We start from the raw sequence: 21,971 nt of genomic DNA on the forward strand, positions 1-21,971 counted from the left end.
AAACAAAGCTGTTTAGGTACGTGCCGGGAATCTCACCCCGATAGAAAATCAACGCTACCATTACAATGAAAGAAAAAAGAATCATCCCAATATAATTGAGGTACCCCATTATACTTTGATCATATATTTTAAATAGTTTATTAGTTTTATGCATAAGTCATTTTAAAAAGCAGCTGCTTTGGCTTTTCCTTGTTTTTTAATTACAAACAAAATAGCAGCAACTCCAGTACTAACACCTAGATTGGCTACTGCCAAAGAACCATTTCCAACGATTAAAGATGCCATTGTAATTGCAAATAACAATAGTGAGAATAAGCCAAGATTTTTTGCTTTTATCATAAAATTTCCTCCTAATTAATGTTTTATTACAAGCCACATGGGCATAAAACGTTAAATTAGTTTTTAAGACACTGTCTATAGAAAGTTGTTTCATCTGATATCAATACACTTTTGGAAAAAAAATCATCTCAATAAAGATTGAGATGATTTTTTTTTAGATTAAAAAGCAGCAGCTTTCGCTTTTCCTTCTTTTTTAAGAATAGCCAAGATAGCAGCAGCTACACCTGAACTAATTGTGCCTACGCCAGTGAAAACACCAACAATTGTAATGACAGTCGCTACTGAGGACCAAGTATCTAAGAAATTCACTACTGTTGCCGCAGTTGCAGTACTAACACCCAGATTTGCTGCAATCAAAGAACCATTACCAATCACTAAAGCTACTAATGTTACCGCAAGAAGTGACAGCGATAATAAAGCATAAAACTTAGAATCTGTTGCTTTCGTCATAATATGACCTCCTTCGATTATTTACTACTTCTTTAGTCTAGCAAGAAGTAAATGACATTTCAATATTTTTTTGGAAAATTTGTAATATTTATTTAATTAACGGTATTTGTAATCAGTTTTTATCAGGATTTACGTTCATTTTCCATTTTTACAGGGAACTTATGTAATAGCATAAAATGCTCTGATTCATTTAAATCTAGTCAGAATTTCTGATAAACACTATCAAAAAATCAATTCGTTTCAAATCTTCAGTGCCTTCTCTTAGAGGCAGGTAAGCTTTTATGATGAATTTTTTAAGAGATGCTCGTTTCCTGCTTGTAGTACTTCAATTATTACTGAGGTATTCATCAACAATCGGATATCATCCCGTTAAAAACAGAGCCCTAGATCAAAAATTCTCTGAATGATCATGTTATGGATGTGAAAAAAGAGTGGATTTTATTTTGAATTCAAGAGAAATGATGGATGGAATGGGAAGTACAGTTATACACATTGACCCTAAGGAGAGAAGAACCGTATCCTGTATTAGGAAGCGATTCATTTTTGGAAATATATCAGGTATCTTTATACATTTCAGTTCCTATCATAGCTTTTGAAAAATTGTAACATTTAGAAAATGTGATAAACATACTATTCTCTAAAACACAACATAAGTCCCTGCAAATCGGAGTCAAAAAAGGGGTAAATGGATTAAATTACCTAGTTAAATTGAATCAATTTCCTCAAATCCAAAAAAAATCGAGACACTCATATTGAGTTGTCTCGACTTCGATTTGATATCAAAATAGATACCCATTATTCAAATCTTTGAACGTATGATGAAAAATAATGGCTGCTTTTTGCATGAATCGTCTGTATAGTCATTTCTTTATTTTCTTTAGATCCAGATATTTATGTAGGCAGAATCATAACCATCACGTTAGAAATGAAGCTGAGCCCTGACATTTCTGCAAAGTTTAAACACATTGGTGAATGAGATGAACTTGTTATATAGTTCTCAAGCATTGAAATATGCTCTCATAACGATACACTTTTATCGTTTATTTTAAGGCTAGAGATTCTGAAGTAATGAGATGACTACTGCTATGGTCAATATGATGCCTGCAAGCATTAAAACAATTAATTTTCTACGGCTATTTTCTTTTTCGTTGTGATCTTTCTTTGAAGACTTCGAAAGTTCTGCGGAAACCATGATCCATATCACCAAAGTTACAATTGCTAAAATGGTAGTAGTTGTGGTCATAATAACCTCCCATATTTTTATTTTCTCAATTTTAACATAATGCTAATATAATATGGCTCTATACTGGAAATCATCTTAAATTCAGGAAAACCTGACTATTACCTTGTATGTGGGTTATCGCTATATTATTCTTGAGGTCTAATTCTTTAGTAGGTATATTGCCAATTCACATGTACCAATAATCACTACTTCATCAGTTACAAATCACTCATACGTTAATGTGAAATTTGGATGATGCTGTGCAAAAACACTTCATGAACCAAACCAAAACAGACCACCTCACATCAAGTGGTCTTTGCTTTGGTTCTAAATATCTATCAGTTTGCGCGAGATGACTAGGCGCTGGATTTCCTGTGTGCCTTCATAAATTTGGGTGATTTTCGCATCACGCATGTATCGTTCGACTGGGTAATCCTTTGTATACCCGTAGCCGCCGAAGATTTGGACGGCTTCTGTTGTTACCTTCATGGCTGTATCTCCAGCAAAGAGCTTGGACATAGCTGATTCCTTTCCATACGGGAGCCCTTTCGTTTCGAGCCATGCTGCCTGATAAGTGAGCAGCCTGGATGCTTCAATTGCGGTTGCCATATCTGCGAGCTTAAAAGCAATTCCTTGCTGCTGAATGATTGGTTTGCCGAATTGCTTGCGCTCCTTCGCATAATCGACTGCCGCATCAAGAGCGCCTTGTGCAATCCCAACAGCCTGTGCAGCAATACCGTTTCTGCCGCCATCGAGGGTCATCATCGCTATTTTAAAGCCTTCTCCTTCTTTTCCGAGACGGTTCCTTTCATGTATCCGGCAATCTTCAAATCGAATTTCAGTCGTTGGCGATGAGCGAATGCCCAGTTTGCTTTCCTTTTTGCCAACAAAGAATCCCGGTGTCTCTTTTTCTACAATAAAGGCGGTCGTATTTCGAGATGCAGCTTCTTGGTCTGTCACAGCAAACACAATATAATAATCCGCAATACCTCCATTTGTAATAAAGATTTTCGCACCGTTCAGGACGTATTCACTGCCAGCCTTTACTGCCGTTGTCTTCATTCCGCCGGCATCTGAACCCGAACCGCTCTCAGTGAGTGCATATGCCCCTACCTTCTGTCCTTCTGCAAGTGGCTTTAAATAGGTTTCCTTTTGTTCATCTGTTCCGAAGGTATAGATGGGCCACGAGGCGAGAGAGGTGTGGGCGGAGAGGGTGACGCCTGTAGAGGCGCACACTCTTGAAAGCTCCTCCACTGCGATGACGTAGGCTAAATAATCACTACCGATTCCGCCCACCTCTTCCGGCCAAGGAATGCCCGTTAAACCGAGCTCCGCCATTTGGCGAAAAATAGCTGGATCATACGTTTCTGTCTCGTCCCGCTCTGCTGCTGTTGGCTCTACTTCATTTTTCGCAAAATCTCTCACCATTTTTTGAATCATTTCATGTTCATCACTTAATTGAAATTGCATCATGAGCCACCTCGTTTCATATTAGCTGTTTACAAATGACCAGCCTTTGAATTTCACTTGTTCCTTCATAGATCTCACAAACTTTCGCATCACGAAAGTAACGTTCTGCTCGATAGCGATTCGTATAACCGTCCATGCCGAGTAAATGGATCGCTTCTGTACTGATCTCAACCGCCGTTTTTGACGCAAATAGCTTTGCCATGGATGCTTCCTTTGTCACCGGACGATTCGCCTCTTTATAAAAAGCCGCTTGATAGACTAATAGCTTGGCAGCTTCAAGCTTCGCCGCCAAATCACCCAGCCGAATGGTCGTTTCTAGACCTGCCGGGTGCTGCTTTAAATACGTCACTGCCTCCGTTAAAGCAGCTTCAGCTATACCGAGACTTTGAGCCGCGATACCGATTCTCCCCGCATTTAAACTAGACATGGCTATGTGAAAGCCCTCTCCTTCTGCACCGAGCAGCTGCTGTTTTGGAATCCGTACAGCATCAAAATGAAGCGTGACAGTTTTTGAGCCGTGCAGTCCCATCTTTTTCTCATCTTTTCCGATCGTAAATCCTGGTGTACCTTTCTCAACAATGAATGCCGATATATTTTTTTTCGCAGAAGCAGGATCTGTCACGGCAAAGACAAGATACAGTTCTGCTTCCCCGCCGCTTGTGATAAACATTTTTGTACCATTTAACACATAGTGGTCGTCTGCCCGCTTTGCCCTTAACTGAATACTGGAGGCATCTGAGCCTGCCTTCGGTTCAGTCAGGCAAAATGCTCCCAGTTTCTGCCCAGATGCAAGCAGCGGAACATAGGACTCTTTTTGCTCTTTCGTTCCAAAAGCCAAAATAGGCATCGTCACAACAGATGTATGAACGGACACAATGACACCGATGGTCGCACTCACTTTGGATAACTCATGGATAGTGATGATATACGTTGTAAAATCTGCTCCTAAGCCTTGATACGCAGCTGGTATTGGAATCCCCAGAAAGCCTTGTCGTCCCATTTCAGTTAAAAGTGCTCTTGGGAACTGACCTTGTTCCATGGCTTCCACTTCAGGGAATACACGCTGTCTTGCAAATTCTGCTGCCTGTTCTCTCCAGAGACGCTGTTGATCCGTAAGCAAAACATCCATCTTGACTCCCCCTATGAGTGGTCGTGGTATGTGTAAAAACCTCTCTTTGTCTTTTTGCCCAGCCAGCCTGCATTCACGTATTTTTTCAAAAGAGGACAAGGCCGATATTTGCTATCCCCAAGTCCCTCATGAAGGGTATTCATAATAAATAAACATGTATCTAGTCCGATGAAATCAGCGAGACGAAGCGGCCCCATTGGGTGATTCATTCCAAGCGTCATAACACCATCAATGCTTTCTGCATCTGCCACACCTTCATAAAGGGTGTAAATGGCTTCATTGATCATTGGCATCAATATGCGGTTTGATACAAACCCTGGGAAGTCTTCCACTTCAATTGGGGTTTTGTTTAAATTCTTTGCTGTTTCACAAACGATTTGATACGTGTCGTCACTCGTTTGCAGCGCTCGAATGACCTCAACGAGTTTCATAACAGGGACAGGATTCATAAAGTGCATGCCAATCACTTGCTCCGGTCTCCCCGTAACTGCTGCTAATTCTGTGATTGACAAGGAAGATGTGTTTGTTGCAAATATCGTTTTCGCCTCTGCAAATTGATCAAGTGTTTCAAAGATTTGTTTTTTTACACTCATTTGTTCAGATGCAGCTTCAATCACTAAGTGAGCCTGCTGCACGTCCTTTAAATCTGTAGATACAGCAAGCCGCTGCGTAATATCTCGGACTGCCTGATGGGCTAGCTTTCCTTTTTCTGCCCGTTTCGTCAGTTGTTTGGTCATGGAGGAAATGGCCCGATGAATCTGCTTTTCAGATGCATCACGCAGCAGGACTGTGTAGCCAGACTGAGCAAAAACTTGGGCAATGCCTGATCCCATTTGACCAGCTCCAACGACCATGACGGTTTCTTCTGTACTCATGACGATGAACGCCTCCCTTTTAATCTACCTTTATCATGATGGCATCTCCTTGACCGCCTCCACTGCAAATCGCCGCAATGCCAATACCGCCGCCTCTTTGTTTCAATGCATGAATCAAGGTCAATATGATTCGTGTTCCGCTTGCCCCAATGGGATGACCAAGCGCCACTGCCCCACCGTTGATATTCATTTTGCGCCGGTCCAGCCCGGTTATTTTTTCACATGCTAGCGCCACTGCTGAGAAGGCTTCATTGATTTCAAATAGATCGATATCCTCTAGATGCTTACCTGTTTTTTGTAAAATTTTCTCGATAGCAAAGGCTGGTGTTTTCGGAAAATCCTTTGCCTCTACAGCTACCTGCGTATGACCAAGCACGACTGCCAATGGCTTGACGTCATGCTGCTCCGCATATGTGTCTTTCATTAAAAGAAGCGCACTTGCTCCATCATTGACACCTGGTGCATTCCCAGCGGTAATGGTACCCGTTTGATCAAACACAGGCATGAGCTTTGACAGCCGTTCATATGACGTATCACGCCGCGGAGATTCATCTTCTGTGATCAGCCGCTTTCCCGTTTTCGTCTTGACGGGGACGGGGGTGATTTCATGCTGGAAAAAGCCGTTTTTCTGCGCTTCGATCGCCCGTTCATGACTTCTTAATGCCCAAAGGTCTTGCTCTTCCCTCGTGATACCGAGCTCCTTCGCAGCCATGCTCCCATACTCACCCATATGAACGCCTGTAAATGAACAGGTTAATCCATCTAAAATCATCGCATCTTGTACCGCACCATCTCCCATTTTGTAGCCCCATCGCGCTTTTTTTAGCAAATAAGGGGCGTGTGACATGGATTCCATACCGCCCGCTACGATGACCTCAGCATCTCCAGCTCGGATGATTTGATCTGCTGTGCTCACACTGCGCATTCCTGATGCACAGACTTTATTGATGGTTTGCGTCGGAACGGACCACGGAAGATCAGCATGTCTTGCTGCTTGTCTTGAAGGAATCTGACCTTGTCCTCCCTGCAAAACACTTCCCATGATGACCTCATCCACATGATGTGAACCCGGCACTCTTTCAAGCGCAGCCTTGATTGCCACTCCGCCTAGTTCTGCGGCAGTCAGCCCACTGAAAGCACCGCCTAGTTTTCCAAATGGTGTTCTTGCTCCAGATACAATGACCGTCTTACTCATGTATGTCCCCTCCTGTTTGTTACCGCTTACATATTATCTAATCAACTGATGTACAGCGCCATGTATAAGCCGATGAACATTCTATTCATCGGCCTGTTTTGTTTACGAAACCTGCTTTCCAGCCTCGCCAAACACTGATTTTTCAAGAAGCTCTGCGACATCAAATGTACCTACCTGCTCCTCTACTTCCTTCGCCTTCGTCCCATCTCCCAGCATCGTTAAGCAATAAGGACACCCTGAGCTGATGATGGACGGCTGCACCTGTAACGCCTGCTCCGTTCGGGCAGTGTTAATTCTGGTACCTGTCTCTTCTTCCATCCACATTAAGCCCCCGCCTGCTCCGCAGCACATGCCGGTTTCACGATGACGTTCCATTTCTTTCAGCGTCACACCAGGGATGGCTTTTAAAATGTCTCTCGGCGGATCATATACTTCGTTATATCTGCCTAGGTAGCAAGAGTCGTGGAAGGTGATGATCTCGTTTACTTCATGTACAGGCGTTAGTTTCCCTTCTTTCACTAGCTCTGCCAGTAATTCTGTATGATGATACACTTCTGCCTCAAGTCCGAAGTCTGGATACTCATTTTTAAACAAATTGTAGGCGTGCGGATCAATCGTGACGATCTTTGTGACATCGTTTTTCTGGAATTCTTCAATGTTTTTTGCAGCAAGCTCTTGGAATAAAAATTCGTTTCCAAGCCTTCTTGGTGTATCGCCAGAGTTTTTCTCCTTATTGCCTAGGATGGCAAAGGAGACTCCTGCTTCGTTGAGAAGTTTTGCAAAGGCAAGCGCAATTTTTTGACTTCGATTGTCGTATGCCCCCATTGAACCAACCCAGAATAAATAATCGAAGGTTTGCTCTGCTTTTTTCAGCTCTTTTACTGTCGGCACGTGCACATCTTCTCTCAATTCACGCCAATTTTCTCTTTCTTTCCGGTTCAATCCCCACGGGTTCCCTTGGCGCTCTATACTTGTCATGGCACGCTGTGCATCTGCATCCATTTTCCCTTCAGTCAGCACAAGATATCTGCGCATATCAATAATTTTGTCGACGTGTTCATTCATGACAGGGCATTGGTCTTCACAGTTTCGGCACGTCGTACATGCCCAAATTTCTTCCTCTGTAATGACTTCACCAATAAGAGAAGGATGATACATCGAGCTGGCAGCCGATTCCTCTGCACCTGCTCCTCTCGCCTGAAGCGCCAGCTGATTTCCTGTTGTCTGCCTGAAGGCAAGCTGCGGTACCCACGGCGTCTTCGAAGTAATGGCGGCCCCTTTATTGGTTAAATGATCCCTTAACCTTAAAATCAAATCCATAGGAGACAGCATTTTCCCTGTCCCTGTTGCTGGGCACATATTTGTGCAGCGCCCGCATTCCACACAAGCGTAAAGGTCGATCAGCTGTGACTGACGAAAGTCTTCAATTTTCCCCACACCGAACGTCTCTTGTGTCTCATCTTCAAAATCAATTTTTTGCAGCTTGCCTGGCGGGTCTAATCTGCTGGCAAATACGTTCACTGGTCCTGCAATGAGGTGAGCATGCTTTGACTGCGGGACATACACTAAGAATGTCAGCAAAATCAGAAGATGCACCCACCATGCGACATAAAAAACGACTGTTGCCGCAAGAGGTGAAATACCGCCCAGCAAGAAAGCAATACTGGATGCGATTGGCTCAGTTGGTGATAAAGAGTGTCCATGCCAGATGATATTCATCCCGTTCCCAAGTAAAACGGTCAGCATCAAGCCGCCAATAAATAAAAGCACTAGACCTGATTTAAAGCCACGCTTTAAACGGACAAGCTTCTCCACATACCTTCTATGGAACGCCCAAACAACGGCTACTAAAATGAGAAGTGTGACCACCTCTTGGAAAAAGGTAAAGACACCATAAAGCGGACCTAAAGGGAGTCCGCTATCTGGAACGAGTCCCTTCATAATAAAATCAAGGGCTCCAAACTGTACAAGGATAAATCCGTAGAAAAACAGCACATGAATGATGCCGCTCTTCTTGTCCTTTAACAGCTTCTTTTGGCCAAATACATTGACCCAAACACGCTCTAAGCGTTTTTTCATGTCTTGTTGAAACTCTTCTTTTTTACCAAGACGAATATAAGCTGCTCGTGTTCGAATGAGATAAATAAACAAATACACAGCGTAAGCGGTCACCGCCGCAAATGCAATCATGTTCATGATAAAAAGGCTATTCATCTTGCTCCCCCTTTCATTCCCCAAAACCTACTTTGTTCCGTTTCCATGTTGTACCTCTATCATAAATAATGAATGAGTGTTCAGTCAATATTTTTTACTCGTTTGGGTACACTATTGAAATATGCAAAAAAGGAGGAAGATTCATGATCGCATTGATCATCCTACTCGTACTCATTGTCATCGTTTGTCTCATATTGTTAGACCTTTATATGGGAAAGAAATATTTTTCTACCCGCGCTTTTGAACGATCTTTTGACCAAACAAGCGGTGATGCCGTCTTTTATCATGATGGCGAACCATTTTTTGATCAGCTGCTCGCGGATATTCAACAGGCCTCTTCTTCTATTCATATGATGTTCTTTATTGTAAAGAACGACAAGATTGGTCAAAGGGTCTTACAAGCACTGAAAGCCAAAGCGGAACAAGGGGTTTCAGTCTTTTTGCTGACCGATCGACTAGGGTCCTATCCGTTTGATCAAAATTCAATTGATATGCTGGAAAAAAGCGGCATCCAATTTTACTTTTTAAATAAGCCTCGTTTCCCTTTTTTGATTTATCGGTTAAACATGAGAAATCATCGTAAAATCACAGTGATTGATGGAAAGATTGGCTATATTGGCGGGTTTAATGTCGGTGATGAATATGTTGGGAAAAAGGGTCGGTTTGGCATTTGGAAGGATTATCATTTGCGCATGACGGGGCAAGTTGTCGCAGATCTTCAGCATGTGTTTTTGAATGATTTATACCGGACATCTGGCATTCATCAGCTGCAATATGAAGTTTTTCCTGCTTTGGAACCGGGTACACTACAATGCACAACACGTGCGACTGCTGGTTTTTCTTTAGAAGCTTTGTTCCTCAAAGATATTCAGCAGGCGAGGAAACAGATCATCATCTGTACACCTTACTTTATTCCATCTGCTCCTCTTCTGAGTGCACTGCTTGATGCACGAAAGCGAGGCGTCACGGTTGAAATCATCATCCCAATGAAAGCAGATCATCCACTTGTCAAAGAGGCTGGATTTCATTATTTGAAGGACCTCATTGCCTCTGGCTGCCTTATTTATCGTTTTTATAAAGGATTTTATCATGCGAAAGCCATTCTAATTGACCAGAGACGCTGTATGATCAGTACGGCAAATTTTGATAAACGCAGCTTGTTTCTAAACGAGGAAGTTGATGTCGCCATTGACGATGCCGCCTTTACTGCACACGTAGAGGAAAAGATTCGGGAGCACATGGAAGTGTCTGAGCTTATGACAGAGGAGAAATTGGCACAGCGTTCGCTTCTGTCACGTCCGCTGGAATGGCTTGGCGCCATGTTCTCGTACTTTTTATAAAGGAGATGACCTATGCGTTATCGATTTGGTTATGTATCCAATGCCGTCACCTTGTGGGAGGCTTCTCCTGCCAAGTCGCTGACCTTTGCAAGATACAGCAAGCTCTCAAAGGAAGAGAGAAAAGAGGCGTTATTACGAACAACAAAGGCCAATCTCATGAATACATTAAGAACGCTTTATTTCGCCATTGCTCATGATATCCCGCTTTACCGTTTTTCGAGTTCGATCGTCCCGCTTGCGACCCACCCCGAGGTACGCTGGGACTTTGTGACACCTTTTCAAAAGGAGTTTCTTGAAATTGGCGAGTTGGTAAAACGGCATGGGCTTCGTGTGAGCTTTCACCCAAATCAATTCACCTTGTTTACTAGCCCTAAGCCTTCAATCACAGAAAATGCCGTGATCGATATGACGTACCATTATCAAATGCTTGAGGCGATGAAGCTCGAAAAGGAAGGCTATATGAACATTCATGTGGGCGGCGCGTATGGTGATAAGGAATCGGCACTTCAACGTTTTGATGAAAATATCAAACAGCTTCCGGCGCATATCAAGGCGAGGATGACGCTTGAGAATGATGACAAAACGTATACGTCGTTAGAAACGCTTGGTGTATGTGAAAAGCACGGTATTCCCTTTGTTTTTGATTACCATCATCACGTAGCCAATAAAGATGACGATGCCGTGCTTGAAGACATCCTGCCAAGAATGTTCGACACTTGGACGAGCACTGGCATTCCGCCTAAAATTCATTTATCCTCACCGAAATCAGAAAAAGCCATACGCAGTCATGCGGATGGTGTAGATATGTCCTTTGTCTTACCGCTTTTTCATGCATTAAAACCGTATGGGCGTAACGTAGATTTTATGATTGAGGCGAAGTTAAAGGATCAGGCCCTGCTCAGACTCGTCGAAGAGCTGTCTGCAATAAGAGGCAACAAGCGAACGGGCGGAGGAACCATTGAGTGGAAATCATAGAGAAAGGTTTATCTCTGTGCAAACGGGGGTAACAAAGCTATTGTGAGAAAGTAATCAACAGGAGGATATGAAGATGTCTCAGATCTATTCAATCCAAATCGCTGCGAAAGCATTGAATTTACATAAGCTTATTTCTCTTTATGAAAAATGCCACCAGGCTCAACATCGTCTATATGTGTATTCTAAAAAAACAATGTGTAACATCAAGAACATCGTAGAGCTTGAAACCTTCAGGCTCACTCATTTAGAATCTGACTACTTAATTGTCGTAGAGGGGAAAAAAGCACAAGACCTCTTGCAGCCATTTGAAAAAGAGAAGGTTTCATAAAAAAGAGCAGCTGCTGGCTGCTCTTTTTGTTAGATCCACTCTTTCGTCAACCACACTTGTTTTGAAGCTGCATCCATTTTCACTTGTGCACCGATCGGCATCGTGAGCATCGGATGTGTATGGGCACAGTCAAAATCTGCGATAAGCGGTCTCTTTGTCTCTCCAAGCACTTCAAGTAAAATCTCGTAAGGTTCTTTGCCCGTTCCCTCATCATCAAACAGCTCATGTTTCCCCAATAGAATTCCTGATACCCGCTCAAACACTCCATTTACTTTCAATAAAGAGAAGTTTTTTTCTACAACTGAAGCGGTTTTCATGCAATCTTCAATGAGGAGAATATCTCCTGTTTGGATTGCAGGCATGAATTCACTGCCCCATATGCCGTACATTGCATTCAGGTTCCCACCGATTAACCGGCCTTCTGCCTGTCCTTCTATGACGCAGAGCCAATCATTCGGACGCTGCTTTTTATCACGCGTCTTTTCTTCCCAATTGATTCGTTCATCCGTCCAAAAAGGTGGTTTTTTAATCTGATAAGGAATGGGTTGAGGCTGCATCAGGATGTCTTCGAACGACTGATATGTATAAGCAACGAACGGTTCAAACTCGCCAAAGGATGGGACAAGCGCCGGCCCGTAGAATACAGGCAGTCCTGTTTTTTCGTAAGCGGCTAAAAGAATTGCTGTTGCATCTGAATAACCGATCATGATTTTCGGATGATGATTCAGCAGCTCAAAATCGAGATAAGGCAGCAAACTATTTGAATTTGTCCCGCCAATCATTGACATGACGCACGCCAAGTCTTCTCGTGCCATTAGCTCATTCAACTCATTGGCTCGTTCTTGAATTGTACCTGAACGGTAGTGATCCTCTTTCCCTGTTAATAATCCTGGTACCACAATGAATCCTTTTTGCTCAAGCCACTTCTTCGCCCGCTCATACCTAAGTGGCGAGGTCGCTGATGCAGGACTTGAAGGTGAAAAAATACCGATCTTATCTCCCTTTTGTAATCGCCGAAGCCCCTTCATTCCATCAGATCCCTCCTACACGAGTTTTTTCTATCCTAACAAAAAAAGCCCTTGATCAAAAGGGCTTTCTCTTTAATGACCAAACTGCGCTTCATGCAGTCTGCTGTATACGCCGCCCATTTGAATTAAATCTTGGTGGCGGCCTTGTTCTTCAATGCCTTCCTCTGTCACGACAATGATACGGTCGGCGTGTTTAATTGTTGCAAGGCGGTGGGCGATGACGAGTGTTGTCCTGCCGACTGCCAGTTCACTCAGCGCATCCTGTATGGCTTTTTCTGTTTCTGTATCCAGTGCTGATGTGGCTTCATCTAGGATGAGTATAGAAGGGTTTTTCAGGAACATTCGTGCAATTGACAAGCGCTGCTTTTGACCGCCTGACAGTTTGACGCCGCGCTCACCTATCACCGTATTCAATCCTTCTGGGAAACGCTGGACAAGTTCCTCTAAATGCGCACGCCTGACAGCCTCCCAAACCTCTGCATCGTTGGCTTCTAGGTTGCCGTACGCAATGTTTTCACGAATGGTGCCTGAGAATAAAAAGACATCCTGCTGCACAATACCGATCTGCTGCCTTAAAGAAGACAATGTCATAGACTTTGTGCTTACACCGTCTATCGTGATCTCCCCTTCATCCACATCATAAAAACGAGGCAGCAGACTGCAAATCGTCGATTTCCCCGCTCCTGAAGGCCCGACAAACGCAACCGTTTCTCCTTGTTTGATCTTCAAATCGATATTCTTTAACACATGACTGTGTTCATCGTAGCCAAATGTTACGTTTCGATATTCAATCTCACCTTTCAATCCGTAAACATCACGTGCTTCCTCTGTATCCTTCACATCCGGCTCTGTTTCTAGCAAATCCACATAGCTTTTAAAGCCTGCAATGCCTTTTGGATACATTTCAATGACCGTGTTGATTTTATCAATTGGTCTAAATAAAACATTCGTAATCAGAACAAATGCGATAAAGCCACCTGCCGTTAATTGGCCTTGCAGGACAAACCATGTACCTGCGAGAAGGACAAACAGTGTCACAAGACGTGTCAGAATATAGCTGATCGATCCATTGACCGACATAATTTTATAGGAAAGAAGCTTCGCTTTCCGAAAACGGTTGTTGTTTTCAGCAAAACGCTTTTTCTCAAAATGCTCATTGGCAAAGGCTTGAACAAGACGTATGCCGCCGATATTGTTTTCAACCCTTGCATGAAAGTCTCCAATGTCATTGTTGAGCTGTGTAATCGCCTTCGTCATCTTCTTATTAAAATGAAGGGCGAGCCAAATGATGACAGGCATGATGAGGAAGGTTAAAATAGCCAGCTGCCAGTTAATCATCAGCATGACTGCAAAGGCACCAAGAATCGTCATAATCGCTATAAACAAATCTTCAGGACCATGATGCGCCACCTCTCCAATGTACATGAGGTCGTTTGTCATCCGTGACATAAGCTTACCCGTTTTGTTGTTGTCAAAAAACTTAAAGGATAGGCGCTGAAAGTGATCAAACAGCTTTTTCCTCATATCTGTTTCAATATTGATGCCAAGCATGTGCCCCCAATATGACACAATAAATTGCATCACCGAGCTGAGGGCATAAATGACAAACAGCGCAAGTGCTGTCCAGACAATGACCGTCCAGTTCCCTGTTGGCAACAAAGTATCAATGAAGTAGTTCACGATAAGCGGAAATCCCAGTTCCATCAATCCAACGGCAACAGCACAAAAGAAATCTAAAAAGAAAAGACCTCGATAAGGCCTGTAATAGGCGAAAAAGCGTTTTAGCATATGTAAAAGAACCTCATTTCCTCTATAATTGATAATCATTTTCAATTATAGAGGAATCCTCTTCAAAATACTAGATGAGGAAATGATTTCTTCGACTGGAAAGCCTCATAGCACGCCAGAAAATAACCGAGCAAATGATTCCTTTAAGCGCTCTTTTAAGCCTCTTTTATAAAAATGAACAGGCCCCATTTGCTCACATTCTTTCATATCCTCTTCATAATGGGTCATCAGCTGCTCAATGGGCTTTTTCGCGGCCGTAAAGACATTGACCTCAAAATTGAGCTGAAAGCTTCTCATATCCACATTTGCGGTACCGACAGAGGCAAGTTCTCCATCTGCGATCATCACTTTTTGATGCATGAAGCCTTTTTGATAGTGATACACTTTGATGCCCTCTTTTAGGAGCTCAGAAAAATACGATCGTGTGGCGTATTGTGTGAGAAAGCCATCATTGATCTCCGGAACCATCACCCGGACATCCACCCCTCTTGTCGCAGCAATTTTCAACGCCGTACGAATGGATTCATTTGGGACAAAATAAGGTGTCGCAATCCAGACAAATTGTTTCGCATTTGAGATGAGTGCATCATATAAATCACTCATACTTTCTTTCATATCAGGTCCAGTTGGTACAACCTGAATGACATCCTCTCCCGTCACAGGATGCGGCATATGATATTTCGGATCATCAATTAATACTTCATCTGATACATACTCCCAGTCGAGCATAAAAACAGAGTGAAGGGTTTGGACAGCCTCACCCTTTAACATGGTATGCGTATCACGCCAAAACCCGATATTTTCATCACGTCCTACATATTCTTTTCCGACATTTAAGCCGCCGACAAATCCTGTCTTCCCATCAATGATCACGATTTTTCGGTGATTACGGAAATTGAATTTTTGATTAAAGAAACCATATTTTAAAGGCAGAAAAGGAGCAACCTTGACACCCGCCTGCTTCAAGCGTTTAATATCTTTCCGAGAAAAGCGAATGCTGCCAGCCGCATCATAGATGAAGCGAACCTCTACCCCTTCTTTCACTTTTTCTATCAGAATCTCCATCATCCGGTGCCCGAGGAAATCTGATTTGAACATGTAGTATTCTATATGGATGAACGATTTTGCCTTTTTTAATTCTTCAAAAATACGAGGAAACGTCTCCTCCCCATTTTTTAAAATGTCCATGTCACTATTTGTGTTCACATGCATGCCTGTTGCTTTTTCTGTGTAATGAAAAAAAGTCCGCTGATTTTCGGTTAGACTTGATTCATCCGGCTTGCTCTCAAGCTCAGATATTCTGCGTAGTTTTTCACGGTTGTACATTCTCTTTGATTTGAATAAATGACCTTTCACATAGAGCTGTCCCGAGAACAAATAAAACATATAGCCAATGATCGGGAAAAAGATCAGCACATACATCCATAAGAGTGTGTGCTGTGATGTACGGTTCTCTAGCATGAGTGAGATGATACTAAATAAAATAATGGCGATATAAACTGCTGCGTACAGCTGAACACTCCACGCTGGCACCGGCCACCAATACACCACATATGCCCCGAATATCATAAAATATAAAAATAAAAATTCCAGTCTCCTCTTTTTCACATTCTCCGCCCTCATTCGTTTCTGTCTTTTCTCTTCCATACCCTTTGCACAGCTTGTATGAAACGCACGATCCTTTCCTTTTTCCTAGCCTTTACAGACTTGCGCTATTTGATCCGATATAATGGAGAAATATGTGATGGAAAGGAAGATTTGTTTATGCGTACACCCTCTCCTTTAAAAAAAGGCAGCCATCTTCGTGTCATTGCTCCAAGCCGAAGTGCCAGCATTTTATCAAAAGAAGGAATCGCTCAAGCAAAAAAGCGTTTAGAGATGTTAGGTTTCACTGTTTCTTTTGGACAGCACGTGTTTGAATGTGATCTTCATTCCTCATCATCTATTGAACACCGCTTGTCTGATCTGCATGAGGCGTTCGTAGATGATGAGGTCGATGGTATTTTGACATCCATCGGAGGCTTTAACTGCAATGAGCTTCTGCCTTATATTGATTACGACTTGATCCGTCAGCATCCTAAAGTCCTTTGCGGCTATAGTGACATTACTGCACTTGCCAGCGCCATTACAGCGAAATGTGATATGGTGACATATTCTGGTCCCCATTTCTCAAGCTTTCAAATGGAGCAGGGACAGGAGGAGCAGACCGCTATGTTTCAAGCTTGCTTGATGAACGGCGGCGAACCGTTTGATGTGATTCCTTCGACGAAATGGAGTGATGATGCGTGGTATCTTGATCAAGCGAACAGGCAATTTCATCCGGCAAAATGGGGAATCTATCAGGAGGGAACAGCCGAAGGCACCTTGTATGGTGGAAACCTTTGTACACTGAACTTACTACAAGGGACATCGTTTATGCCTCAAATCAAAGATGCCATCTTATTTGTGGAGGATGATGAGTTGGTGTTCCCTGAAATGTTCGCCAGAGACCTTACCTCCCTCTTGCAGCATGCACAATCAATTAAAGGATTGATCATCGGACGCTTTCAGAAGAAATCCAAGATGACAGAGGAACATTTGGGGTTCATTTTAGATAAACACCCGATGCTTAAACACATTCCCGTGATCTACGATGTCGATATCGGACATACGCAACCGGTTTTCACCTTACCGATTGGCGGAAACGTTCAGTTAGCGTGTGAAAATGGAGACGTGAAGCTGCGCATTCATTCATAACTAATAAAGGCAAAAAAGCACCCGAATATGTGGTGCTTTTTTCTATGCCACCATCTTTTTTAAAATTTTTTTAGAAAAAGTGATCCAACCCTCCATCCCCTTCGTTAAGTAGATGTAAAAAGAAAAGAGAGGAGGCAAAAATATGTTCTCTGATGTACTTAGCCAATTATTTGATTCTATTTCTAACATTATTAATACGCTTGGGTAATGTTCAACATCCGCTGTCCTTAAAAGATAGCGGGTTTTTTTATATCAAAAAGCCCCACTCCTATAGTAGAGCGGGGCTTTTTTGTATTACATCTTTTCCGGAGCCGATACACCGATTAGTTTTAATGCATTCGCCAGCGTAATTTGTGTTGCTTTCATAAGTGAAAGACGTGCTGTTGTTTTTGTTTCGTTTTCTACATCAATGACCTTCTCGGCATTGTAGAAGCTGTGAAGGGCTGATGCAAGGTCATAAATATAGTTCGTCACGCGGTGCGGAATACGCTTTTCAGCTGCTTCTGCTACAACTTCTGGGAAGCTGCCAATGATTTTGAGAAGATCGTATTCTTTTTCCGATTGAATGTGAGAGAAATCTGCTTTTTCAAGGTTTGGCTCGTAGCCTTTTTCTTCACCTTGACGCAGCATGCTGCAAATTCTCGCATGGGCATATTGTGCGTAGTACACAGGGTTTTCGTTAGACGTAGAAATCGCTAAGTCTAGGTCAAAGTCCATATGTGTCGCCGCACTTCTCATCGCGAAGAAATAACGAGTGGCATCTAGGCCTACTTCTTCAATCAGATCACGCATGGTGACGGCTTTTCCTGTACGCTTACTCATCTTCATCTTTTCACCGTTTTTGTAAAGGTGAACGAGCTGAATGATTTCTACTTCAAGCTTGCCAGCAGGATATCCAAGTGCTTGGATCGCCGCCTTCATTCGAGGGATATAGCCATGATGGTCCGCTCCCCAAATGTTAATGAGTTGATCAAAGCCTCTGTCTAGCTTGTCTTTATGATATGCGATATCTGGAAGCAAGTAAGTGAAGCTGCCGTCTTTTTTAATGAGCACACGGTCCTTGTCATCACCAAAATCAGTTGAACGCAGCCATGTTGCGCCATCTTCTTCAAAGACATAGCCTTTAGCGCGAAGGGTTTCCAGCGCTGGTTCGATTTTTCCGTTTTCATATAAAGACGTTTCTGAATACCATACATCAAATGGGACACGGAAATTCTCAAGGTCTACGCGTAATTTCTCTAATTCGTATTTTAAGCCGTATTCACGGAAGAACTTCATACGCTCTTCTTCTGGCTCATGCACGAAACGGTCACCAAATTCATCTGCCAGCTTTTGCCCGATGCCTTTGATGTCTTCTCCTCTATAGCCGTCTTCAGGCATCTCTTTTTCAAGACCGAGCGCCTCAAAGTAACGTACCTCTACAGATAAAGCGAGGTTATTGATCTGATTTCCTGCATCGTTGATATAGTATTCACGGCTCACATCGAAGCCTGCTTTATCAAGGATGTTGCAAAGAGAATCACCTACAGCTGCTCCGCGGGCATGTCCAAGGTGAAGGTCACCTGTCGGGTTGGCTGAGACGAATTCAACTTGCACCTTTTGGCCACCGCCTGTATTCGTTTCACCATATGCCTCTTTTGCTTCAAGGACAGCTGGGATTAGCTTTGTTAAATACTGATTGTTCATATAAAAGTTAATAAATCCTGGACCTGCGATATCCAGTTTTTCAATAGATGCTTTCCCTTTATCAAACGCTTTGACAATGTCCTCTGCGATTTGACGAGGTGCTTTTTTTGCAATGCGGGCAAGCTGCATCGCCATGTTCGTGGAGTAATCACCGTGAGTTTTGTCTTTCGGCACTTCTAAAAGGACATCTGGTACCTGGCTTTCATCAGCAAGTCCTGCTTTGACGACTGCCGCGATAATTTCTTCTTTTAACGCATCTTTGACCTGTTCTGCGATATTCATGAACGTAAATCCTCCTTATACGAAATCGATAATGTATGTAAATGCTTTTGATCTTCCCCTGTCAGCATATCGTACGTAATGTGCAGCAGTCCCTTGTCCACATCGAGATCAATGCCATGTGTGTGTACATCAAGCTGTAGTGTACCGAATGGCATCGTGTAATGTGTAATGGTCGTTTCTCCGATGAGAAAGCGCTGCTTCATTTGAATGGCCCCTGATCTCATGACAAAAATTTCTTTTTCACTCATTTTCACAACGGTTTTTACTTGACCCATTTCATGTTCTTCATGGTAAGTGAGATACGTTTTGTCATTCTTTTCTTGATACGTTCCAGTCGTGCGGAATTCGATCGTTTCAGCCGGCTCCGTCTCTGGTTTCATCACTGACTTTACATGAATTGAAATTTGGTTTTGTGTCATTTTGCACTTCCTTTGCTAAGACCCGTTTAACTAAAATAGTATACCATATTCATGATCGCCTATCATCCCATCATTTCTCTTCTTCACGGTGATTAAACTTCGTTTTCGATCTTACGCCATCCCTTTAGAAAAAAAGAAACAGGAAACTCACTAATACTACCAATCCGGCCTTTACGCCCCTGTCTTTTCTTTTGATGAAATAAAAAAGAGCTTGTACGCCTGAACTTGTCAAAAATGCCTGAAAAAAATCAAATGGCACGATCTGCGACTGCTTAAATACCACCTGCATGAATAACGCAATGGCTGTCAGATAGAAAAAGCCTCGATCCTGAAACAGCCCCAACATCTCTTCCTTTGCTTCCTTTTTCGAAGCAAAAACAGGCGGCTCAGCTGCGAGCTCTCGTTTCAGTGTGAGAAAGCCTGCCCCTAACACACATAAAGCGAGAAGCACCATCAATAATGACGAAAACATGAGCTGCCTCCTTTATTTTTTGACCAATGTAAAAAAAAAGAGCTTGTCCACATGAGATGACAAGCTCCTCTATCAAGTTATTATTTCACAAACCCAAGCAGCATTTCACGTAAAAGCTTGCTCGCTGTATTCGCTGTTTGGTCGGAATGATCGTATACAGGTGCTACCTCTACAAGGTCTGCACCAACTACTTGAACCTCAGATCCTGCAATGGCATGAATGGAAGCAAGCAGCTCTTTTGATGTAATACCACCAGCATCCACCGTGCCTGTACCAGGTGCATGAGCTGGGTCGAGTACATCAATGTCGATCGTCACATAAACTGGACGCCCCTTCAGTTTTGGCAATACTTGCTTCAACGGCTCCAGCACTTCAAATTTAGAAATATGCATGCCCGCTTCTTTTGCCCATTCAAATTCTTCCTTCATCCCAGAACGAATCCCAAAAGAGAATACATTTTCAGGTCCAATAAGTCCTGCTACTTTACGAATCGGTGTTGAATGAGACAGCGGCTCACCCTCGTATTCCTCACGAAGATCCGTATGTGCGTCCATATGGATAATCGCCAAATCAGGATATTTCTTATGCATCGCGCGGAAAACAGGCCAAGACACAAGATGCTCGCCTCCCATTCCTAATGGAAACTTCCCTTTTTCTAAAATGCTGTCGACATACTCTTCAATTAAGTCTAAGCTTTTCTGTGCATTTCCAAAAGGAAGCGGTATGTCACCGGCATCAAAGAATGGTACCTCGTGCAGCTCACGATCTAAATAAGGGCTGTATTCCTCTAATCCAATCGACACTTCACGAATACGGTTTGGGCCAAAACGTGAGCCTGGTCTATAACTGACAGTCCAATCCATCGGCATCCCGTATAAAATGACTTTTGCATCTTCCCATGTCGGATGACTTCCAATAAACACTTTTCCTGAATAAGCCTCGTCGAATCTCATGCAAGATTCCTCCTTTTACGCTTCAAAAAATGCGCAAACTGTTATTTGCGCATTTCCACTTCGCTTGATTTATTTGATTAAGTCGCTCACAAATTTCGGCAGAACGAATGCCGCTTTGTGCAATTCTTTTGTGTAATATTTCGTGTCAATATCAAAGAAACGGCTGTCTTCTACAGCAAGTGGGTCATATTTTTTTGAACCGATGGTAAATGTCCAAAGACCACTTGGATACGTTGGAATATTTGCTGTGTAAAGCTTCGTGATTGGGAAAATCTCTTTCACATCACGCTGTACATTTGTAATCAGCTCAGGTGTGAACCAAGGGTTGTCCGTTTGTGCCACGAAAATACCGTCTTCTTTGAGTGCTTTTGAAATCCCTGCGTAAAAGCCTTTAGAGAACAGGTTCACAGCTGGCCCAACTGGTTCTGTTGAATCCACCATGATGACATCATACTCATCGTCAGCTTCAGCAATGTGCATAAAGCCATCTCCGACTTTGACATCTACACGAGGATCGTCTAGTTTTCCAGCAATCGAAGGAAGGAATTTCTTCGAGTATTCGATGACTTTGCCATCAATATCAACAAGTGTCGCTTTTTTCACACTTGGATGCTTCAGGATTTCACGAATGACACCGCCGTCTCCTCCGCCTACGACAAGAACATTTTCCGGGTTTGGATGAGTGAAAAGAGGAACATGTGCCACCATTTCGTGGTATACAAACTCATCTTTCTCTGATGTCATCACCATACCGTCTAAAAACAGCATATTGCCAAACTCTTCTGTTTCCACCATTTCTAAATGCTGAAAATCTGTTTGTTCTGTATGAAGGGTTTTGTTCACCTTCAATGTAATACCAAAATTCTTCGTTTGCTTCTCTGTATACCAAAGTTCGCTCATTGTCCATCTTCCTCTCATCCAATAATAAACAAACATCTATTGTTAGCGCCTTTACGGCTATGACTATATCGATTGTCCAAGAAAAAAGTATAGTGGATTCATATCAAATTGTAAAGAACCGCATGAGTTCTCTTCAATTTTCATGAATGCTCTTGCAATCATTTGTTTAA

Annotated in this window: 19 protein-coding genes; 4 read left to right on the forward strand and 15 right to left on the reverse strand. The window is 42.8% G+C overall.

All coding sequences use genetic code 11. The features are described 5' to 3' along the window. Positions 1–162: 162 nt before the first annotated feature. The 7 genes from MHH68_RS16905 to MHH68_RS16935 all read right to left on the reverse strand — a co-directional run bounded on the left by MHH68_RS16905 (position 163) and on the right by MHH68_RS16935 (position 8,894). On the reverse strand, positions 163–339 hold the full coding sequence (locus MHH68_RS16905; RefSeq protein ID WP_339164249.1) for a hypothetical protein: 177 nt from the start codon (positions 337–339) through the stop codon (positions 163–165). Between the two features lie 159 nt (positions 340–498). Beyond that, positions 499–789 carry an uberolysin/carnocyclin family circular bacteriocin gene (locus MHH68_RS16910; protein ID WP_003214902.1) on the reverse strand — a complete coding sequence of 97 codons (291 nt, stop codon included), beginning with the start codon at positions 787–789 and terminating at the stop codon, positions 499–501. A 1,549-nt stretch (positions 790–2,338) separates the two neighbouring features. Then, the gene (locus MHH68_RS16915) at positions 2,339–3,481 is read right to left on the reverse strand and encodes an acyl-CoA dehydrogenase (protein ID WP_339164252.1); all 1,143 of its coding nucleotides are present in this window, start codon (positions 3,479–3,481) and stop codon (positions 2,339–2,341) included. 16 nt (positions 3,482–3,497) lie between these two features. Beyond that, positions 3,498–4,610 (reverse strand): acyl-CoA dehydrogenase family protein, encoded by a 1,113-nt coding sequence (locus MHH68_RS16920; protein WP_339164255.1) that lies wholly within the window; start codon positions 4,608–4,610, stop codon positions 3,498–3,500. Between the two features lie 11 nt (positions 4,611–4,621). Next, positions 4,622–5,485 carry a 3-hydroxybutyryl-CoA dehydrogenase gene (locus MHH68_RS16925; RefSeq protein ID WP_339164258.1) on the reverse strand — a complete coding sequence of 288 codons (864 nt, stop codon included), beginning with the start codon at positions 5,483–5,485 and terminating at the stop codon, positions 4,622–4,624. A 19-nt stretch (positions 5,486–5,504) separates the two neighbouring features. After that, positions 5,505–6,680, reverse strand: coding sequence for an acetyl-CoA C-acetyltransferase (locus tag MHH68_RS16930; RefSeq protein ID WP_339164261.1), 1,176 nt, complete (start codon positions 6,678–6,680; stop codon positions 5,505–5,507). A gap of 102 nt (positions 6,681–6,782) precedes the next feature. Continuing rightward, positions 6,783–8,894, reverse strand: coding sequence for a heterodisulfide reductase-related iron-sulfur binding cluster (locus MHH68_RS16935; protein ID WP_339164264.1), 2,112 nt, complete (start codon positions 8,892–8,894; stop codon positions 6,783–6,785). 143 nt (positions 8,895–9,037) lie between these two features. Between MHH68_RS16935 and cls (MHH68_RS16940) the strand changes: the two genes are divergently transcribed. The 3 genes from cls (MHH68_RS16940) (at position 9,038) to MHH68_RS16950 (ending at position 11,537) form a co-directional block, all read left to right on the forward strand. Next, positions 9,038–10,234, forward strand: a complete 1,197-nt coding sequence (gene cls, locus MHH68_RS16940) for a cardiolipin synthase (protein ID WP_339164267.1) — start codon at positions 9,038–9,040, stop codon at positions 10,232–10,234. A 12-nt stretch (positions 10,235–10,246) separates the two neighbouring features. Next, positions 10,247–11,209: a UV DNA damage repair endonuclease UvsE gene (gene uvsE / locus MHH68_RS16945; protein WP_339164269.1), complete on the forward strand. Its 963-nt coding sequence runs from the start codon at positions 10,247–10,249 to the stop codon at positions 11,207–11,209. Between the two features lie 73 nt (positions 11,210–11,282). Continuing rightward, a complete protein-coding gene (locus MHH68_RS16950) occupies positions 11,283–11,537 on the forward strand; it encodes a hypothetical protein (protein ID WP_003215306.1) in 255 nt (84 codons plus the stop codon). Between the two features lie 29 nt (positions 11,538–11,566). On the opposite strand, the gene MHH68_RS16955 is transcribed toward MHH68_RS16950, so the two are convergent. From MHH68_RS16955 to cls (MHH68_RS16965), 3 genes are all read right to left on the reverse strand, one after another. After that, positions 11,567–12,565: a S66 peptidase family protein gene (locus MHH68_RS16955; RefSeq protein WP_339164272.1), complete on the reverse strand. Its 999-nt coding sequence runs from the start codon at positions 12,563–12,565 to the stop codon at positions 11,567–11,569. A gap of 72 nt (positions 12,566–12,637) precedes the next feature. Beyond that, the gene (locus MHH68_RS16960; RefSeq protein ID WP_339164275.1) at positions 12,638–14,353 is read right to left on the reverse strand and encodes an ABC transporter ATP-binding protein; all 1,716 of its coding nucleotides are present in this window, start codon (positions 14,351–14,353) and stop codon (positions 12,638–12,640) included. Positions 14,354–14,458: 105 nt separating this feature from the next. Continuing rightward, positions 14,459–15,961 (reverse strand): cardiolipin synthase, encoded by a 1,503-nt coding sequence (gene cls / locus MHH68_RS16965; protein ID WP_339164277.1) that lies wholly within the window; start codon positions 15,959–15,961, stop codon positions 14,459–14,461. Positions 15,962–16,117: 156 nt separating this feature from the next. Here cls (MHH68_RS16965) and MHH68_RS16970 point away from each other — a divergent pair, with 156 nt between their 5' ends. Beyond that, on the forward strand, positions 16,118–17,089 hold the full coding sequence (locus MHH68_RS16970; RefSeq protein WP_339164280.1) for a S66 peptidase family protein: 972 nt from the start codon (positions 16,118–16,120) through the stop codon (positions 17,087–17,089). Positions 17,090–17,383: 294 nt separating this feature from the next. Here MHH68_RS16970 and argS read toward each other — a convergent pair whose 3' ends face one another. From argS to speE, 5 genes are all read right to left on the reverse strand, one after another. Next, entirely contained in the window at positions 17,384–19,057 is a 1,674-nt protein-coding gene (argS, locus tag MHH68_RS16975) for an arginine--tRNA ligase (protein ID WP_339164283.1), read from the reverse strand. Beyond that, complete coding sequence (locus MHH68_RS16980) at positions 19,054–19,476, reverse strand: DUF1934 family protein (RefSeq protein ID WP_058013446.1); 423 nt, start codon at positions 19,474–19,476, stop codon at positions 19,054–19,056. Before MHH68_RS16980 ends, argS begins: the two co-directional genes overlap by 4 nt. A 124-nt stretch (positions 19,477–19,600) precedes the next feature. Further along, a complete protein-coding gene (locus MHH68_RS16985; protein ID WP_058013445.1) occupies positions 19,601–19,948 on the reverse strand; it encodes a hypothetical protein in 348 nt (115 codons plus the stop codon). A gap of 80 nt (positions 19,949–20,028) precedes the next feature. Continuing rightward, complete coding sequence (speB, locus tag MHH68_RS16990) at positions 20,029–20,901, reverse strand: agmatinase (protein WP_003214818.1); 873 nt, start codon at positions 20,899–20,901, stop codon at positions 20,029–20,031. Positions 20,902–20,970: 69 nt separating this feature from the next. Continuing rightward, positions 20,971–21,801, reverse strand: coding sequence for a spermidine synthase (gene speE / locus MHH68_RS16995; RefSeq protein ID WP_339164288.1), 831 nt, complete (start codon positions 21,799–21,801; stop codon positions 20,971–20,973). Positions 21,802–21,971 lie beyond the last annotated feature (170 nt).

This window comes from Bacillus sp. FSL K6-2841, from assembly GCF_037976435.1.
GTDB classification, from domain to species: Bacteria; Bacillota; Bacilli; order Bacillales; family Bacillaceae; genus Bacillus; species Bacillus pumilus.

Excerpts from the sequence above, each read along its gene's own strand:
- MHH68_RS16905 (WP_339164249.1), bottom strand. The coding sequence starts at position 339 with ATGATAAAAGCAAAAAATCTTGGCTTATTCTCACTATTGTTATTTGCA.
- MHH68_RS16910 (WP_003214902.1), bottom strand. The coding sequence starts at position 789 with ATGACGAAAGCAACAGATTCTAAGTTTTATGCTTTATTATCGCTGTCA.
- MHH68_RS16915 (WP_339164252.1), bottom strand. The coding sequence starts at position 3,481 with ATGCAATTTCAATTAAGTGATGAACATGAAATGATTCAAAAAATGGTG.
- MHH68_RS16920 (WP_339164255.1), bottom strand. The coding sequence starts at position 4,610 with ATGGATGTTTTGCTTACGGATCAACAGCGTCTCTGGAGAGAACAGGCA.
- MHH68_RS16925 (WP_339164258.1), bottom strand. The coding sequence starts at position 5,485 with ATGAGTACAGAAGAAACCGTCATGGTCGTTGGAGCTGGTCAAATGGGA.
- MHH68_RS16930 (WP_339164261.1), bottom strand. The coding sequence starts at position 6,680 with ATGAGTAAGACGGTCATTGTATCTGGAGCAAGAACACCATTTGGAAAA.
- MHH68_RS16935 (WP_339164264.1), bottom strand. The coding sequence starts at position 8,894 with ATGAATAGCCTTTTTATCATGAACATGATTGCATTTGCGGCGGTGACC.
- cls (WP_339164267.1), top strand. The coding sequence starts at position 9,038 with ATGATCGCATTGATCATCCTACTCGTACTCATTGTCATCGTTTGTCTC.
- uvsE (WP_339164269.1), top strand. The coding sequence starts at position 10,247 with ATGCGTTATCGATTTGGTTATGTATCCAATGCCGTCACCTTGTGGGAG.
- MHH68_RS16950 (WP_003215306.1), top strand. The coding sequence starts at position 11,283 with ATGTCTCAGATCTATTCAATCCAAATCGCTGCGAAAGCATTGAATTTA.
- MHH68_RS16955 (WP_339164272.1), bottom strand. The coding sequence starts at position 12,565 with ATGAAGGGGCTTCGGCGATTACAAAAGGGAGATAAGATCGGTATTTTT.
- MHH68_RS16960 (WP_339164275.1), bottom strand. The coding sequence starts at position 14,353 with ATGCTAAAACGCTTTTTCGCCTATTACAGGCCTTATCGAGGTCTTTTC.
- MHH68_RS16970 (WP_339164280.1), top strand. The coding sequence starts at position 16,118 with ATGCGTACACCCTCTCCTTTAAAAAAAGGCAGCCATCTTCGTGTCATT.
- argS (WP_339164283.1), bottom strand. The coding sequence starts at position 19,057 with ATGAATATCGCAGAACAGGTCAAAGATGCGTTAAAAGAAGAAATTATC.
- MHH68_RS16980 (WP_058013446.1), bottom strand. The coding sequence starts at position 19,476 with ATGACACAAAACCAAATTTCAATTCATGTAAAGTCAGTGATGAAACCA.
- MHH68_RS16985 (WP_058013445.1), bottom strand. The coding sequence starts at position 19,948 with ATGTTTTCGTCATTATTGATGGTGCTTCTCGCTTTATGTGTGTTAGGG.
- speB (WP_003214818.1), bottom strand. The coding sequence starts at position 20,901 with ATGAGATTCGACGAGGCTTATTCAGGAAAAGTGTTTATTGGAAGTCAT.
- speE (WP_339164288.1), bottom strand. The coding sequence starts at position 21,801 with ATGAGCGAACTTTGGTATACAGAGAAGCAAACGAAGAATTTTGGTATT.